At 72.8% G+C, this 15838-nt stretch carries 12 protein-coding genes and 1 riboswitch; of the genes, 10 read left to right on the top strand and 2 right to left on the bottom strand.

Annotated features, from left to right (window positions below):
* Positions 1-47: 47 nt before the first annotated feature.
* Complete coding sequence (locus tag ACIRGB_RS28850) at positions 48-1169, top strand: CobW family GTP-binding protein (protein ID WP_403871150.1); 1122 nt, start codon at positions 48-50, stop codon at positions 1167-1169.
* On the opposite strand, the gene ACIRGB_RS28845 is transcribed toward ACIRGB_RS28850, so the two are convergent.
* A complete protein-coding gene (locus tag ACIRGB_RS28845) occupies positions 1166-3622 on the bottom strand; it encodes a DNA topoisomerase (ATP-hydrolyzing) subunit A (RefSeq protein WP_403871147.1) in 2457 nt (818 codons plus the stop codon). The genes ACIRGB_RS28850 and ACIRGB_RS28845 overlap by 4 nt on opposite strands.
* Before the next feature lie 335 nt (positions 3623-3957).
* Here ACIRGB_RS28845 and ACIRGB_RS28840 point away from each other — a divergent pair, with 335 nt between their 5' ends.
* The 4 genes from ACIRGB_RS28840 (at position 3958) to ACIRGB_RS28825 (ending at position 8668) form a co-directional block, all read left to right on the top strand.
* On the top strand, positions 3958-5325 hold the full coding sequence (locus ACIRGB_RS28840) for a M16 family metallopeptidase (protein ID WP_403871144.1): 1368 nt from the start codon (positions 3958-3960) through the stop codon (positions 5323-5325).
* A complete protein-coding gene (locus ACIRGB_RS28835; protein ID WP_403871141.1) occupies positions 5322-6710 on the top strand; it encodes a M16 family metallopeptidase in 1389 nt (462 codons plus the stop codon). Before ACIRGB_RS28840 ends, ACIRGB_RS28835 begins: the two co-directional genes overlap by 4 nt.
* A 191-nt stretch (positions 6711-6901) precedes the next feature.
* Positions 6902-7066, top strand: a riboswitch (cyclic di-AMP (ydaO/yuaA leader).
* 12 nt (positions 7067-7078) lie between these two features.
* Positions 7079-7843 (top strand): M23 family metallopeptidase, encoded by a 765-nt coding sequence (locus ACIRGB_RS28830; protein WP_403871138.1) that lies wholly within the window; start codon positions 7079-7081, stop codon positions 7841-7843.
* 129 nt (positions 7844-7972) lie between these two features.
* Positions 7973-8668 (top strand): GntR family transcriptional regulator, encoded by a 696-nt coding sequence (locus tag ACIRGB_RS28825; protein ID WP_403871136.1) that lies wholly within the window; start codon positions 7973-7975, stop codon positions 8666-8668.
* Positions 8669-8851: 183 nt separating this feature from the next.
* On the opposite strand, the gene ACIRGB_RS28820 is transcribed toward ACIRGB_RS28825, so the two are convergent.
* Complete coding sequence (locus tag ACIRGB_RS28820) at positions 8852-9133, bottom strand: HPr family phosphocarrier protein (protein WP_007445064.1); 282 nt, start codon at positions 9131-9133, stop codon at positions 8852-8854.
* Positions 9134-9332: 199 nt separating this feature from the next.
* Between ACIRGB_RS28820 and ACIRGB_RS28815 the strand changes: the two genes are divergently transcribed.
* The 5 genes from ACIRGB_RS28815 to ACIRGB_RS28795 all read left to right on the top strand — a co-directional run bounded on the left by ACIRGB_RS28815 (position 9333) and on the right by ACIRGB_RS28795 (position 15675).
* Positions 9333-12227, top strand: coding sequence for a GNAT family N-acetyltransferase (locus ACIRGB_RS28815; RefSeq protein WP_403871133.1), 2895 nt, complete (start codon positions 9333-9335; stop codon positions 12225-12227).
* A gap of 104 nt (positions 12228-12331) precedes the next feature.
* Positions 12332-12928, top strand: a complete 597-nt coding sequence (locus ACIRGB_RS28810) for a DUF5998 family protein (RefSeq protein WP_403871392.1) — start codon at positions 12332-12334, stop codon at positions 12926-12928.
* On the top strand, positions 12928-14121 hold the full coding sequence (locus ACIRGB_RS28805) for an alkaline phosphatase family protein (protein WP_403871130.1): 1194 nt from the start codon (positions 12928-12930) through the stop codon (positions 14119-14121). The genes ACIRGB_RS28810 and ACIRGB_RS28805 overlap by 1 nt, the downstream gene beginning before the upstream one ends.
* Before the next feature lie 43 nt (positions 14122-14164).
* Positions 14165-14815: a thymidine kinase gene (locus tag ACIRGB_RS28800; RefSeq protein ID WP_403871127.1), complete on the top strand. Its 651-nt coding sequence runs from the start codon at positions 14165-14167 to the stop codon at positions 14813-14815.
* A gap of 71 nt (positions 14816-14886) precedes the next feature.
* Complete coding sequence (locus tag ACIRGB_RS28795) at positions 14887-15675, top strand: GntR family transcriptional regulator (RefSeq protein WP_403871124.1); 789 nt, start codon at positions 14887-14889, stop codon at positions 15673-15675.
* The last annotated feature ends 163 nt before the right edge of the window (positions 15676-15838 follow it).

Here is a 15838-nt window from a genome sequence, read left to right as displayed (position 1 = left end):
TCCTGAGCAGGCCATTCCGCACGCGTGGGTGAGAGAGAGGTCGCACGGTGGGGCAGCGCCCGACTCCGCAGCAGATCCCGGTCGTCGTACTCGCCGGGTTCCTCGGCTCCGGAAAGACCACCCTGCTCAACCACCTCCTCCACCGCAGCGGAGGCAGCCGTATCGGCGCCGTCGTCAACGACTTCGGATCGATCGAGATCGACGCGATGGCCGTCGCGGGCGCCCTCGGCGACTCCACCGTGTCCCTCGGCAACGGCTGCCTGTGCTGTGCCGTGGACGCGAGTGAACTCGACGGATACCTGGAGCGGCTCGCCCGTCCCGAGGCCGGCATCGACGTGATCGTCATCGAGGCCAGCGGCCTGGCCGAACCGCAGGAACTGGTGCGCATGCTGCTCGCCAGCGAGCGACCGGAGGTCGTGTACGGCGGGCTCGTCGAGGTCGTCGACGCCGCCGAGTTCGACGACACCCGCGCCAAGCACCCCGAGATCGACCGGCATCTGGCCCTCGCCGACCTGGTCGTGGTCAACAAGACCGACCGCGCCCCGGACGCCGAGCGCGTGCTCGCCCTCGTACACTCGCTCACCGACGGCGCCGCCGTCGTGCCCGCGACTTACGGCCGCATCGACCCCGAGTTCCTCTACGACTGCCGGTCCAGCGAGGAGCGGGTGGGCCAGCTGTCCTTCGACGACCTGCACGACCACTCCGAGGACGGCGCCCACCCCGGGCACCCGCACGCCGCCTACGACACGCTGTCGTTCGTCTCCGACCTCCCGCTCGACCCGCGCCGGCTGATGCGCTTCCTCGACAGCCGGCCCGAGGGCCTCTACCGGATCAAGGGGTACGTCGACTTCGGCCCGTACGACCCGCACAACCGGTACGGAGTCCACGCCGTCGGACGCTTCCTGCGTTTCTACCCGGAGCCGTGGACGTCCGCCGACGCCCGCCGTACCCAGCTCGTCCTCATCGGCTCCGGCATCGACGCGGCGGCCCTCGGCGCGGAACTCGACGCGTGCCGCCGGGACGCCGACGCCCCGCACGCCGACGAGCACGGCATGTGGGGCGTCCTGCGCTACGTACCGGACGGCGAGGACCCCGACGCCGAGGAGCCCGACGGCGATGACCCCGAGGGCCAAGGCCCTGACGGCGAGGAGTCCCGGCCCGCCCGCTAGGCCGGGCCGGCCACCACCGATACCGTCTTCGGCAGCGACACGCCCGAGCCGTCGCGGCGCGGGTCGACCTCCGGGAGCTGCGCCGGCGTGCCGTTCCGCTGCGCGGCGAGTGCCGGAGTGGCGCCCGCCCAGGCGAAGGCCAGGCAGTCCTCGCCCTTCAGGAACCGCTGGCAGCGCACCCCGCCCGTGGCGCGGCCCTTGCGCGGGTACTGGTCGAACGGCGTGAGCTTGGCCGTGGTCTGCACCGAGTCGTCCAGCGTGCCGCGCGATCCGGCCACCGTGAAGACCACCGCGTCCGCCGCCGGGTCCACCGCCGTGAAGGAGATGACCTTCGCGCCGTCGGCGAGCTTGATGCCCGCCACACCGCCCGCGGGACGGCCCTGCGGACGGACCTGCGAGGCCTGGTAGCGCAGGAGCTGGGCGTCGTCCGTGATGAAGACCAGGTCCTCGTCACCGGTGCGCAGCTCGGCCCCGCCGACGATGCGGTCGCCCTCCTTGAGGGTGATGACCTCCAACTCGTCCTTGTTGGAGGGGTAGTCGGGCACCACCCGCTTGACGACGCCCTGCTCCGTGCCGATCGCGAGCCCCGGCGAGGACTCGTCCAGCGTGGTCAGGCAGACCACGTCCTCGTCGTCCTCCAGGGACACGAACTCCGCCAGCGGCGCACCGCCCGCGAGGTTCGGCGTCGGCATGGACTCCGGGAGCTGGGGCAGGTCCACCACGTTCACCCGCAGCAGCCGCCCCGCGGACGTCACCACACCGACCTCGCCGCGTGCCGTGGCCGGCACCGCGGAGACGATCAGGTCGTGCTTGACCCGCTTGGCGCCCGCCTCCGTGACGAGGGGCTCGTCGCCCGCGGTGCGGGCCAGCAGGCCCGTCGACGACAGCAGCACCCGGCAGGGGTCGTCCGCCACCTGGAGCGGCACGGCGGCGACCGGGGCGCCGCCGGACTCCAGCAGCGTCGTACGGCGGTCGGTGCCGAACTTCTTCGCCACCGCCGCCAGTTCGGTCGAGACCAGCTTGCGCAGCTCCGCGTCCGAGTCGAGGATCCGGGTCAGCTCCTCGATCTCCGCGTTCAGCCGGTCCTTCTCGGACTCCAGCTCGATGCGGTCGTACTTGGTGAGCCGGCGCAGCGGCGTGTCCAGGATGTACTGCGTCTGGACGTCGCTCAGCGAGAAGCGGGCCATCAGGCGCTGCTTGGCCTGCGCCGAGTTCTCGCTGGAGCGGATGAGCCGGATCACCTCGTCGATGTCGACCAGGGCGGTGAGCAGGCCCTCCACCAGGTGCAGCCGGTCCCGCTTCTTGCTGCGGCGGAACTCGCTGCGGCGCCGGACGACGGTGAAGCGGTGGTCGAGATAGACCTCCAGCAGCTCCTTGAGGCCCAGGGTGAGGGGCTGGCCGTCCACCAGGGCGACGTTGTTGATGCCGAAGGACTCCTCCATGGCCGTCAGCTTGTAGAGCTGCTCCAGGACCGCCTCCGGCACGAAGCCGTTCTTGATCTCGATGACCAGGCGCAGTCCGTGCGCGCGGTCGGTGAGGTCCTTGACGTCCGCGATGCCCTGGATCTTCTTCGAGCCGACCAGGTCCTTGATCTTCGAGATGACCTTCTCCGGGCCGACCGCGAAGGGCAGCTCGGTGACGACGAGGCCCTTGCGGCGGGCCGTCACCGTCTCCACGGACACCGTCGCGCGGATCTTGAACGTGCCGCGGCCCGTCTCGTACGCGTCCCGGATGCCGGGCAGGCCGACGATCCGGCCGCCGGTGGGCAGGTCGGGGCCCGGCACGTGCTTCATCAGCGCGTCCAGGTCCGCGTTCGGGTGCCGGATCAGGTGCCGGGCCGCCGCGATCACCTCGCGCAGGTTGTGCGGCGGCATGTTCGTGGCCATGCCGACCGCGATGCCCGAGGCGCCGTTGACCAGCAGGTTCGGGAAGGCGGCGGGCAGCGCCACCGGCTCCTGCTCCTGGCCGTCGTAGTTGGGGGCGAAGTCGACGGTGTCCTCGTCGATGGACTCCGTCATCAGCCCGGCGGCCTCGGCCATCCGGCACTCCGTGTACCGCATGGCGGCCGGCGGGTCGTCGTTGCCCAGCGAGCCGAAGTTGCCGTGGCCGTCCACCAGGGGCACGCGCATCGAGAACGGCTGGGCCATGCGCACCAGCGCGTCGTAGATCGACGCGTCGCCGTGCGGGTGCAGCTTGCCCATCACCTCGCCGACGACACGGGCGCACTTCACATAGCCGCGCTCGGGCCGCAGGCCCATCTCGTTCATCTGGTAGACGATGCGGCGGTGCACCGGCTTGAGGCCGTCGCGGGCGTCCGGCAGCGCACGGGAGTAGATGACCGAGTACGCGTACTCGAGGAAGGAACCCTGCATCTCGTCGACGACGTCGATGTCGAGGATCTTCTCCTCGTACGAGTCGTCGGGCGGCGGGGTCTTCGTACTACGGCGGGCCATCGCTGCCGGCTCCTTGCTGAAGCTTGAACGGTGATCTGACGCGGTCCATTGTGGACTGCGGCACTGACAGCGACCGACCAGGACCCGTCACGGGCTGCCGGCCCGGCGCTGCCCGCAGAGTACGCCCTCGTCCCGGGGTGCCGTCCGCGCCGCCGTCCCCGGCGGCCCGCCCACCGCGTTCTCGCTCTCGGCGTACGAGGTCCGGGAACTCCACCGGCGGCCCGCACGCTTGCATACAGTGGCAGGATCGGCGGAATTCCGCAGTTCCGCCCACTGATTCCACCCGGTGGTTCACCCCGTGACTCCACCAGGAACTCGCGATCGAAGGGACGTACATGCCCATGGGTCACACGGCCACAGCCCCGGCAGGCTCCGGCGGCCTGACAGCGACCGAACACCGCCTGGCCAACGGCCTGCGCGTGGTGCTCTCCGAGGACCACCTGACCCCGGTCGCGGCGGTGTGCCTCTGGTACGACGTCGGCTCGCGCCACGAGGTCAAGGGGCGTACCGGCCTGGCTCACCTTTTCGAGCACCTCATGTTCCAGGGCTCCGCACAGGTCAAGGGCAACGGCCACTTCGAGCTGGTGCAGGGCGCCGGCGGCTCGCTCAACGGCACCACCAGCTTCGAGCGGACCAACTACTTCGAGACCATGCCCGCCCACCAGCTGGAGCTCGCCCTCTGGCTGGAGGCCGACCGCATGGGCTCCCTGCTGGCCGCCCTGGACGAGGAGTCGATGGAGAACCAGCGGGACGTCGTCAAGAACGAACGGCGCCAGCGCTACGACAACGTCCCCTACGGCACGGCCTTCGAGAAGCTGACCGCCCTGGCCTACCCGGAGGGGCACCCCTACCACCACACGCCGATCGGTTCGATGGCGGACCTGGACGCGGCGACCCTGGAGGACGCGCGCGCGTTCTTCCGCACCTACTACGCGCCCAACAACGCGGTGCTGTCGGTCGTCGGCGACATCGACCCGGAGCAGACGCTCGCCTGGATCGAGAAGTACTTCGGCTCCATCGCCTCGCACGACGGCAAGCAGCCTCCCCGCGACGGTTCGCTGCCCGACGTCATGGGCGGGCAGCTGCGCGAGATCGTCGAGGAGGAGGTCCCGGCCCGTGCCCTGATGGCGGCCTACCGCCTGCCGGAGGACGGCACGCGCGCGTGCGACGCGGCCGACCTGGCCCTGACCGTCCTGGGCGGCGGCGAGTCGTCCCGCCTGTACAACCGGCTCGTACGCCGCGACCGCACCGCCGTCGCCGCCGGGTTCGGCCTGCTGCGGCTCGCCGGGGCGCCCTCCCTGGGGTGGCTGGACGTGAAGACGTCCGGTGACGTGGAGGTCCCGGTCATCGAGACGGCCATCGACGAGGAGCTGGCCCGGTTCGCCGAGGAGGGCCCCACGGCCGAGGAGATGGAGCGCGCCCAGGCCCAGCTCGAGCGCGAGTGGCTGGACCGCCTGGGCACGGTCGCGGGCCGCGCGGACGAACTGTGCCGGTACGCCGTCCTGTTCGGCGACCCGCAACTCGCCCTCACCGCCGTGCAGCGGGTCCTCGAGGTGACCGCACAGGAGGTCCAGGAGGTCGCCAAGGCCCGCCTGCGCCCCGACAACCGCGCGGTGCTCGTCTACGAGCCCACCGCCCCCGCCGACGAGACCGGCGCCGACCCGACCGACGCCACCGACGAGAACGAGGAGGCGGCCAAGTGACCGAGCTCGCCACCATGGAATTCCACGCCCAGCCGCAGGCCGGCGAGCCCAAGCCGTGGGCGTTCCCCGCCCCCGAGCGCGGCCGCCTCGACAACGGCCTCACCGTGCTGCGCTGCCACCGCCCCGGCCAGCAGGTCGTCGCAGTCGAGGTGCTCCTCGACGCCCCCCTGGAGGCCGAGCCCGCCGGTCTCGACGGTGTCGCCACGATCATGGCGCGCGCCTTCTCGGAGGGCACCGACAAGCACTCGGCGGAGGAGTTCGCCGCCGAGCTGGAGCGCTGCGGCGCCACCCTCGACGCGCATGCCGACCACCCCGGCGTCCGGCTGAGCCTGGAGGTGCCCGCCTCGCGCCTGGCCAAGGCCCTCGGCCTGGTCGCCGACGCCCTCAGGGCGCCCGCCTTCGCGGACGGCGAGGTCGAACGGCTGGTGCGCAACCGGCTCGACGAGATCCCGCACGAGCTGGCCAACCCCTCCCGGCGCGCCGCGAAGGAACTCTCCAAGGAGCTGTTCCCGGCCGACTCGCGCATGTCGCGCCCGCGCCAGGGCACCGAGGAGACGGTCGCGGCCATCGACTCGGCCGCCGTACGCGCCTTCTACGAGCGGCACGTCCGCCCCGCCACGGCCACCGCGGTGGTCGTCGGCGACCTCACCGGTGTCGACCTGGACGCGCTGCTCGGCGACACCCTGGGCGCGTGGACCGGCTCGGCCGCCGAGCCGCGCCCCGTCCCCCCGGTGACCGCCGACGACCGGGGCCGGGTCGTCATCGTGGACCGTCCCGGCGCCGTCCAGACGCAGCTGCTGATCGGCCGCACCGGCGCCGACCGGCACGACCGCGTGTGGCCCGCGCAGGTGCTCGGCACCTACTGCCTCGGCGGCACCCTCACCTCGCGCCTGGACCGCGTCCTGCGCGAGGAGAAGGGCTACACCTACGGCGTACGGGCGTTCGGCCAGGTCCTGCGCTCCGCGCCGGACGGTACGGGCGCCGCGATGCTCGCCATCAGCGGGTCCGTCGACACCCCCAACACCGGTCCCGCCCTGGAGGACCTGTGGACGGTGCTGCGCAAGCTCGCCGCGGAGGGGCTCACCGACGCCGAGCGCGACGTGGCCGTGCAGAACCTGGTGGGCGTGGCGCCGCTGAAGTACGAGACGGCGGCGGCCGTGGCGAGCACGCTGGCCGACCAGGTCGAGCAGCACCTGTCCGACGACTTCCAGGCCACGCTCTACCGTCAACTGGCCGCCACGGGCACCGTGGAGGCCACCGCGGCGGTCGTGAACGCCTTCCCGGTGGACCGCCTCGTGACGGTCCTCGTCGGCGACGCGGCGCAGATCAAGGAGCCCGTCGAGGCCCTCGGTATCGGCGAAGTCACCGTGGTGGCCGCCGAGTAGCGACCCGCGCGCGGAGTGGCCCTGGTGACCGGAGTGTCACCAGGGCCGCCGTTTGTCCGGATTGGGGGAATGGCTGCCCGTCTGCCCTGTGGCGTGCGCTACAAAAAGCCTGTTGCGTTTGAGAATTGAACGCAGCCGCGTTTAGCGTCTTCCGGGCTGTTCGTCAGGCAGTGCGCCGCACCCGCGGCACCGGACAGTCATCGCCGAGTCCCCGTACGGCGCGAGCCAGGGGAGCCGGGGACCCAACGCAGTCCCTGGGGTGAATCGGACGCCCGCGCGCAGCGCGAGGGGGTCCGTAGGAGACCTTCCACCTCCGAACCCGTCAGCTAACCCGGTAGGCGAGAGGGAAGGAAAGGACAAGCCTCTACATGGCGTTCACGCGCGCCACCGGGAAGCACCGGCGCACCGGCCGGGTGCACCGCACCACCGCCCGCGCGGCGGGAGTCGCGGCCCTCGCCACCACCGGCGTCGTCGGCACCCTCGCGGCTCCCGCGCTCGCCGCCGAGCCCGCGGTGGAGCAGAGCGGACTCACCCCGGTCGTCACCATCGGCGACTCCGTCGCCGACGAGATAGACGCCCAGGCCCTCGCCCAGCAGCAGGCGGCCGCGGACGCCGCCGCCCGCGAGGCGGCCCGGGAAGCGGCCCGCGAGCGGGCGGCCGAGGCGGCCAAGCAGGCGCGCGAGGCCAAGGAGCGCGCCGCGCGGGAGGCGGAGCGCAAGCGCCTCAACACCTTCGTCGCGCCGATCACCGCCTCCTACGTCTCCACCGCCTACCAGGCCGGCAGTTCCCTGTGGTCCTCCGGCAGCCACACCGGCATCGACTTCCACGCCTCCAGCGGCACGACCGTGCACGCCGTGGGCGTCGGCACCGTCGTCGAGGCCGGCTGGGGCGGGGCGTACGGCAACCAGGTCGTGATCAAGATGCACGACGGCACGTACACGCAGTACGGGCACCTGTCGTCCATCGGCGTCTCGGTCGGCCAGTCGGTCGAGCCGGGCCAGCAGATCGGCCTCTCCGGCGCCACCGGCAACGTCACCGGACCGCACCTGCACTTCGAGGCCCGTACGAGCCCCGAGTACGGCTCGGACATGGACCCCGTCGCCTACCTCCGCTCCCACGGCGTGAACGTCTGACAGAGACGACGTCCGAAAGCCCCGGCTTCCCGAGCCGGGGCTTTTCGCATTTAATATCGCTTGATTGGCCTGGGTTCGTGCGGCACACGTCAATCACCGGGTTTCACGGGGGTCAAGGGGAGGTCGCTCATGCGTATTCCGGCGCATTCGGTGTGCACGGCGATCCGGGACGACATCGTCTCCGGTGTACACGGCCGCGGGAGCCGGCTCACCGAGGAACTCCTCGCCCGCCGCTACGGCGTCTCCCGCGTCCCCGTCCGCGAGGCCCTGCGCACGCTGGAGGCCGAGGGTTTCGTGGTGACCCGGCGGCACGCGGGCGCGTGCGTGGCGGAGCCGACCGAGCGGGAGGCCGCCGACCTCCTGGAGACGCGCACGCTCCTGGAGCCGCTCGGGGCCTCCCGGGCCGCCCGGCGGCGCACCGAGGCCCACCTCAAGGTGTTGCGCGGCCTGGTCAGACTGGGGCAGGAACGGGCCAGGCAGGGCACCGGCGAGGAACTGCGCTCACTGGGCGGCTGGTTCCACGAGACCCTCGCCCGGGCGGCGGACAGCCCCTCCCTGACGGCGCTGCTGACCCAGCTCCGCCACAAGATCGCCTGGATGTACGTGGTGGAGGCGCCGGTCGGCCCGGTGGAGTACTGGGCGGAGCACGGCGCGATCACCGACGCCGTGGCCCGGGGCGACGGCGAACGCGCGCGGGCGCTCATGACCCTGCACATCGAGCGGTCGGCGTCCGCGCACCGGCTGCGCTTCGCCTCCGGCGGCGGGCGGACGGAGAGTGTGAGGAATGCGCAACATCCCGTAAACACGGCGGGCCCGCGTCGGTAACGCGGGTGCCGTATACAAAGGGCGGGGAATTCCGTCCGGTGTTTTCCGCTGCCCCGTAAAGAGGATGAACAACGGGCGGGCGAGCCGAAGGAGCGGAGAAACGGACGCGAAAAGAAACGAAAGGCCCGTCCGGTGTCCCGGAGGGCCTTTCGGTGCTGCTGTCCGCAGGGCTCGGACGGTCGCTCAGACGGTCTCGGGAAGCTCCTCGAGCCCCTCGGCGACCAGCTTCGCCAGCCGGTCCAGGGCGGCCTCCGCGCCCTCGGCGTCGGAGGCGAGGACGATCTCCTCGCCCCCCTGGGCGCCGAGGCCGAGGACGGCCAGCATGGAGGCCGCGTTGACGGGCGACCCGTCGGCCTTGGCGATCGTCACCGGGACGCCTGTGGCCGTGGCGGCTCGGACGAAGATGGAGGCGGGGCGGGCGTGGAGACCCTCGGCCCAGCCGACGTTGACGCGGCGCTCAGCCATGTGATGCTGCCCTTCAGGTGTTCAGGGGGTTGAAGTTGTCTAGACCAGGTTGTCTAGACCAGTTTCCCACATCGTGAAGCAAGCCGGGACGACCGCGTGCGCCGTCCCGTGCGGTGCTCGGACCGCGGCCTCGGTCCGAGCTCGTGCCCCCACAGACTGCCCCGCGCCGTTGTCGGACGCGAGCCGTACTCTGGGGCCCATGCAGACCTCGTCGGACCGGCACGAGTACCCCGCCCACTGGGAAGCCGACGTGGTGCTGCGCGACGGCGGCACCGCGCGCGTCCGCCCCATCACCGTTGATGACGCCGAGCGCCTGGTCAGCTTCTACGAGCAGGTGTCCGACGAGTCGAAGTACTACCGCTTCTTCGCGCCGTACCCTCGCCTGTCCGCGAAGGACGTCCACCGCTTCACGCACCACGACTTTGTGGACCGGGTGGGACTCGCGGCCACCATCGGCGGCGAGTTCATCGCCACCGTACGCTACGACCGGATCGGGGCCGGCGGAACACCCGCCACCTCCCCGGCCGACGAGGCCGAGGTCGCCTTCCTCGTCCAGGACGCCCACCAGGGGCGCGGCGTCGCCTCGGCCCTCCTGGAGCACATCGCCGCCGTCGCCCGCGAGCGGGGCATCCGCCGCTTCGCCGCCGAGGTGCTGCCCGCCAACAACAAGATGATCAAAGTCTTCATGGACGCCGGGTACACCCAGAAGCGGAGCTTCGAGGACGGAGTGGTCCGCCTGGAGTTCGATCTCGAACCCACCGACCGCTCGCTCGCCGTGCAGTACGCGCGCGAGCACCGCGCGGAGGCCCGTTCCGTCCAGCGGCTGCTGCAGCCCGGCTCGGTCGCCGTCGTCGGCACCGGCCGCACCCCGGGCGGCGTCGGCCGCAGCATCCTCGGCAACATCCGGGACGCGGGGTACACGGGCCGCCTGTACGCCGTGAACAGGGCCTTCCCCGAGGACCAGAAGCACCTCGACGGGGTCCCCGCGTGCCGCTCCGTGCGCGACATCGACGGGCCGGTCGACCTCGCCGTCGTCACCGTGCCCGCCGAGCACGTCCCCGACGTCGTCACCGAGTGCGGTGAGCACGGCGTGCAGGGGCTGGTGGTGATCTCCGCCGGATACGCCGACAGCGGCCCCGACGGACGCGAACGCCAGCGCGCCCTCGTGCGGCACGCGCGCACGTACGGCATGCGCATCATCGGGCCCAACGCCTTCGGGATCATCAACACCTCCCCGGACGTGCGGCTCAACGCCTCCCTCGCCCCCGAGATGCCGCGCCCCGGCCGGATCGGCCTGTTCGCCCAGTCCGGCGCCATCGGCATCGCCCTGCTCTCCCGGCTGCACCGGCGCGGCGGCGGGGTCACCGGCCACACCGGCGTGTCCACCTTCGTCTCCTCCGGCAACCGCGCCGACGTCTCCGGCAACGACGTCCTCCAGTACTGGTACGACGACCCGGAGACCGACGTCGCACTGATGTACCTGGAGTCCATCGGCAACCCGCGCAAGTTCACCCGCCTGGCCCGGCGCACCGCGGCCGCCAAACCCCTGGTCGTGGTGCAGGGAGCCCGGCACGGCGGCGTGGCACCCCAGGGGCACGCCGTACGGGCGACCCGGCTGCCGCACGCGACGGTCTCCGCGCTGCTGCGGCAGGCCGGCGTGATCCGCGTCGACACCATCACCGACCTGGTCGACACCGGGCTGCTCCTCGCCCGCCAGCCGCTGCCCGCCGGACCGCGGGTCGCCATCCTGGGCAACTCGGAGTCCCTCGGACTGCTCACCTACGACGCGTGCCTCTCCGAGGGCCTGCGCCCGCAGCCCCCGCTGGACCTGACGACCGCCGCCTCGGCCGACGACTTCCACGCGGCCCTGGCCAGGGCCCTGGCCGACGACACGTGCGACGCGGTCGTGGTGACCGCCATCCCGACGGTGGGGGAGGGGGCGGCCGGGGACGCCGCGCTGGCGGAGGCGCTGCGCTCGGCGGCGGCAGCGGTCCCCACCAAGCCGGTCCTCGTGGTCCACGTCGAGCTGGGCGGCCTGGCGGAGGCCCTGTCCGCGGCGGCGAGCACCGCCCCGCAAGCAACCCCGGACACCGCCTCCCAGGCCACCCCCGGCCCGGCAGGGGAGCGCGCGCCCGGCCCCGCCGAGGAGCCCGCGTCCGGTTCGTCCGGCCCGCCCCGCCCGACCGCCGCCCCGCCCCAGCCGCCGTCCGCCGTCCGCGCCCCGGAGGGCGCCCGCCTCATCCCCGCCTACCCCGCCGCCGAGCGTGCCGTCCGCGCCCTCGGCGAGGCCGTCGCCTACGCCCAGTGGCGGCGCGACGCCGCCGACCCCGGCAAGGTGCCGGAGTACGACGACATCGACGAGAAGGGCGCCGCCGAGCAGATCGCGGGGTACCTCGCACGCGGTCAGGGGCTCACCCTCGGCGCCCAGGAGACCTGCGAGCTGCTGGGCAGGTACGGCGTCCACGTCCACCGCGCCCTGCCCGCCCCCACCCCCGACGACGCCGCGGCCGCCGCGCGGACCATCGGCTACCCCGTGGCCCTCAAGGCCACCGCCCCGCACCTGCGGCACCGCGCCGACCTGGGCGGCGTACGCCTCGACCTCGCGGACGAGGAGCAACTGCGCCGGGCCTACGCCGAATTGACCGAGCTGTTCGGCGCCCCCGCGGAGCTGCGCCCGGTGGTGCAGGGCATGGCCCCGCGCGGCGTCGACACCGTCGTACGGGCGGTCATCGACCCGGCGGCCGGCGCGGTGCTCTCCTTCGGCCTCGCCGGCGCCGCCACCCAGCTGCTCGGCGACATGGCGCACCGGCTGATCCCGGTCACCGACCGGGACGCCACCTCGCTCATCCGCTCCATCCGCACCGCGCCCCTCCTCTTCGGCTGGCGCGGCTCCGCCCCCGTCGACGCCGCCGCCCTGGAGGAGCTGCTGCTGCGGGTCTCCCGGCTGGTCGACGACCACCCGGAGGTCGTCGCCGTCACCCTGGAACCGGTCGTGGTCGCCCCGCACGGCCTGAGCGTCCTCGGCGCCTCCGTCCGCCTCGCGCCCCCTCCCGCCCGCGACGACCTGGGCCCGCGGACCCTGCCGGCGTACTGACCCGCCCCGCCCGCCACGCCCCGCACCTGCCCGGTGCCCGCGCCGGGCACGGTCCGGGACGGGTACCGCGGGAGCGTCCCTCGCAGTCAGTGGGTCACCGTAGGATGGGCGGCATGGCCAAGACCAGTACGACGACCCAGGGGCTGCGAGCGGCGATCGAGCGCAGCGGCTACTACCCGGCCCTCGTGGCCGAGGCGGTGGAAGCCGCCGTGGGCGGCGAGCCCGTGCGGTCGTACCTGGTCCATCAGGAGACGACGTTCGACCAGAACGAGGTGCGCCGGCACGTGACCGTGCTGGTCCTCACCGGCAACCGCTTCATCGTCAGCCACACCGACGAGCAGGCCGCCGACGACACCTCCCCGACGCCGTACGCCACCACGTCCACGGAGTCCGTCAAGCTCGGCCGGATCTCGTCCATCGTGGTCAGCCGCGTCGTCGCCAACCCGGAGCAGTACAAGCCGGGCACCCTGCCCCGCGAGATCGTGCTGACCATCGGCTGGGGCGCCGTCTCCCGCCTCGACCTGGAGCCCGCCGCCTGCGGCGACCCCAACTGCGAGGCCGACCACGGCTACACGGGCAGCTCCACGGCCGACGACCTCAGCCTGCGCGTCAGCGAGGCCGGGGACGGCCCCGAGACGGTGCGCCAGGCGCTCGCCTTCGCCCAGTCCCTCTCCGAGGCGACCGCGGACTCCGCCCGCTGATGGCGCAGCACACCGCCTGGGACACCCACCCGGAACCGCTCCCCGTCGACTCCGCCCCGGTACCCGAGTACGGGACGGGCTCCCTCGCCGATCTGCTGCCCACCCTGGCCGCCGGCCTCGGCGTCCCCGGCATGACCGCGGGGATCACCGAACTGACCCCCGCCGACCGCAACTGCGTCTTCCTGATCGACGGCCTCGGCTGGGAGCAGCTGCGCGCGCACCCGGACGACGCCCCCTTCCTCAGCTCGCTGCTGGACAGCTCGCGCGGCGGCACCGGACGCCCGATCACCGCCGGTTACCCGGCGACCACGGCGACCTCCCTCGCCTCCGTCGGCACCGGTCTGCCACCGGGCGCCCACGGCCTGCCCGGGTACACGGTGCGCGATCCCGGCACCGGCGCCCTGATGAACCAGCTGCGCTGGCAGCCCTGGACCGCGCCGGGACCCTGGCAGCCGTACCCGACCGTCTTCGGCCTCGCCCACGAGGCCGGTGTGCACGCCGCCCAGGTCTCCTCGCCCACCTTCGCCAACACCCCGCTGACCAAGGTCGCGCTCAGCGGCGGCCAGTTCCACGGGCGGCTGTCCGGCGAGGACCGGATGGACTGCGCCGCCGAGCAGCTGGCCGGTGCCGACCGCGCGCTCGTCTACACGTACTACGCCGAGGTCGACGGCGCGGGCCACCGCTTCGGCGTCGACTCCGACACCTGGCGCGGCCAGCTCGGGCACGTCGACCGCCTCGTCCAGCGCCTCGCCGAGCAGCTGCCGGCGCGCAGCGCCCTGTACGTCACCGCCGACCACGGCATGGTGGACGTGCCCTTCGACGAGGACCACCGCATCGACTTTGACGAGGACTGGGAGCTGAAGGCGGGCGTCGCCCTGCTCGGCGGCGAGGGCCGTGCCCGCCACGTCTACGCCGTCCCCGGCGCCCACAACGACGTGCTGACCTGCTGGCGCGAGGTGCTCGGCGAGCAGTTCTGGGTGGCCTCGCGGGACGAGGCGATCGCGGCGGGCTGGTTCGGGCCCCGCGTCGACGACCGGGTGTACGACCGCATCGGCGACGTGGTCGCCGCCGCCCGCGACGACGTCCTGCTCATCGCCTCCGAGCGCGAGCCCAAGGAGTCGGCGATGGTCGGCAACCACGGCTCGATGACCCCCGCCGAGCAGCTGGTCCCGCTGCTCGAAGTACGCTCCTGACGCCCCGCACTCCCCTCCTCCGCCGAAAGGTGCCCAACCCCTCATGCCCGAGCTGGTGTTCTTCTCCGGAACGATGGACTGCGGGAAGTCGACACTGGCTCTCCAGATCGAGCACAACCGCTCGGCCCGCGGACTGGCCGGCATGATCTTCACCCGTGACGACCGCGCGGGCGAGGGCAAGCTCTCCTCCCGCCTCGGTCTCGTCACCGACGCGGTCGAGGTCGGGGACGGGCAGGACCTGTACGCCCACGTCGTCGACCACCTCTCGCAGGGCGGCCGGGTCGACTACGTCATCGCGGACGAGGCGCAGTTCCTCGCCCCGGACCAGATCGACCAGCTCGCGCGGATCGTCGACGACCTCGACGTCGACGTGTACGCCTTCGGCATCACCACCGACTTCCGTTCCAAGCTCTTCCCGGGCTCCCAGCGGCTGGTGGAACTCGCCGACCGCGTCGAGGTGCTCCAGGTCGAGGCCCTGTGCTGGTGCGGCGCCCGCGCCACGCACAACGCCCGCACCGTCGGCGGCGTCATGGTCGTCGAGGGCGCCCAGGTGGTCGTCGGCGACGTCGCCCAGTCCCCGGACGAGATCGGCTACGAGGTGCTGTGCCGCCGCCACCACCGCAGGCGGATGACGAGCGCGACGGCGCGGGCGGCGGCGCTGTCACCGGACGTGCTGCCGGTCACCGCCACCTGAGTCGAGCACGGGGCCGGCGACCGCACGGCGTTGTGGGTCTGCCCGGGCGGTCGAACCGGTATGGTTCTGGTATGACCGCAGAGAGTTCGCCGATGCCCCGGGGCCTCTTCGCCGACGACGCCCTCCCGCTGTACGAGCGCACGGCCGCGCGGCTCCTCGACGACCTGCGCGCCGCCGCCGCCCGCCCCGGTGACCGGCTGCCCTCCGAGCGGGCGCTGGTCACCCGGTACGCCGTTTCGCGCGTGACACTGCGGGCCGCCCTCGCCCAGTTGGAGGCGCGGGGCATCGTGCGGCCGTCGTCGTCACGCGGCTGGTTCGTCGCCGAACCCGGTCTGTTCCCGGATGCGGCGACGGCGCCCGCCTCGGCCGTTCCCCAGGTCCAGGGGTTCGCCGACTACGCCGAGGCCAACGGCTTGACGACGGCCGGCAAGGTGCTCTCCGCCACCGTCCGCCCGGCCACGGTGGCGGAGGGCGAACAGCTCCGCATCGCCCCGGGCGCCGACCTCTTCGACCTCCACCGGCTGCGGTTCCTGGACGGACTGCTGGTCGTGCTGGAGCACAACCGGCTGCCGTTGTCGGCCTGCCCGGCCCTGGCCGACACCGACTTCACCACCGCCTCGCTGTACGCCACCCTGCGCGCCGCCGACCCGCCGCAACTTCCCCGCGTCGCCGACTACTCGGTCGAAGCCCGCCACCCCACGGCGCGGGAGATGGAGCTGTTCGAGATCGGCGCCACCATGCCGATGCTGGTCGCGACCACGCTGACCTCCAACCAGGCCGCCCGCCCGATCGAGCTGACCGTCCAGGTCTACCGGGGGGACCGCTACCGCTTCCGGGCCTCCATCACCAACCAGCACTGACCATCCCCTGCCCGGGCCGGGCGTCGGAGCGACCGATGCCCGGCTCGTCGTGGACCCAGTCGGTAGACCAAATGCATACCAAAAGAGGTCTATTGACGGCCGAAAATAAGACCAGTAGCGTTCCGCATGAGCTCGGGTCGGGTCAGCACGGCGAACGTACGCA

The organism is Streptomyces sp. NPDC102490 (assembly GCF_044765285.1).
Lineage (GTDB): Bacteria > Actinomycetota > Actinomycetes > Streptomycetales > Streptomycetaceae > Streptomyces.
The sequence above is the reverse complement of the archived record's forward strand: the minus strand, read 5'-3'. Positions and strand labels throughout refer to the sequence as shown.

Coding starts and splice junctions, on each gene's coding strand:
- ACIRGB_RS28845 (WP_403871147.1), bottom strand. CDS start 3,622: ATGGCCCGCCGTAGTACGAAGACCCCGCCGCCCGACGACTCGTACGAG.
- ACIRGB_RS28840 (WP_403871144.1), top strand. CDS start 3,958: ATGCCCATGGGTCACACGGCCACAGCCCCGGCAGGCTCCGGCGGCCTG.
- ACIRGB_RS28830 (WP_403871138.1), top strand. CDS start 7,079: ATGGCGTTCACGCGCGCCACCGGGAAGCACCGGCGCACCGGCCGGGTG.
- ACIRGB_RS28825 (WP_403871136.1), top strand. CDS start 7,973: ATGCGTATTCCGGCGCATTCGGTGTGCACGGCGATCCGGGACGACATC.
- ACIRGB_RS28820 (WP_007445064.1), bottom strand. CDS start 9,133: ATGGCTGAGCGCCGCGTCAACGTCGGCTGGGCCGAGGGTCTCCACGCC.
- ACIRGB_RS28815 (WP_403871133.1), top strand. CDS start 9,333: ATGCAGACCTCGTCGGACCGGCACGAGTACCCCGCCCACTGGGAAGCC.
- ACIRGB_RS28810 (WP_403871392.1), top strand. CDS start 12,332: ATGGGCGGCATGGCCAAGACCAGTACGACGACCCAGGGGCTGCGAGCG.
- ACIRGB_RS28805 (WP_403871130.1), top strand. CDS start 12,928: ATGGCGCAGCACACCGCCTGGGACACCCACCCGGAACCGCTCCCCGTC.
- ACIRGB_RS28800 (WP_403871127.1), top strand. CDS start 14,165: ATGCCCGAGCTGGTGTTCTTCTCCGGAACGATGGACTGCGGGAAGTCG.
- ACIRGB_RS28795 (WP_403871124.1), top strand. CDS start 14,887: ATGACCGCAGAGAGTTCGCCGATGCCCCGGGGCCTCTTCGCCGACGAC.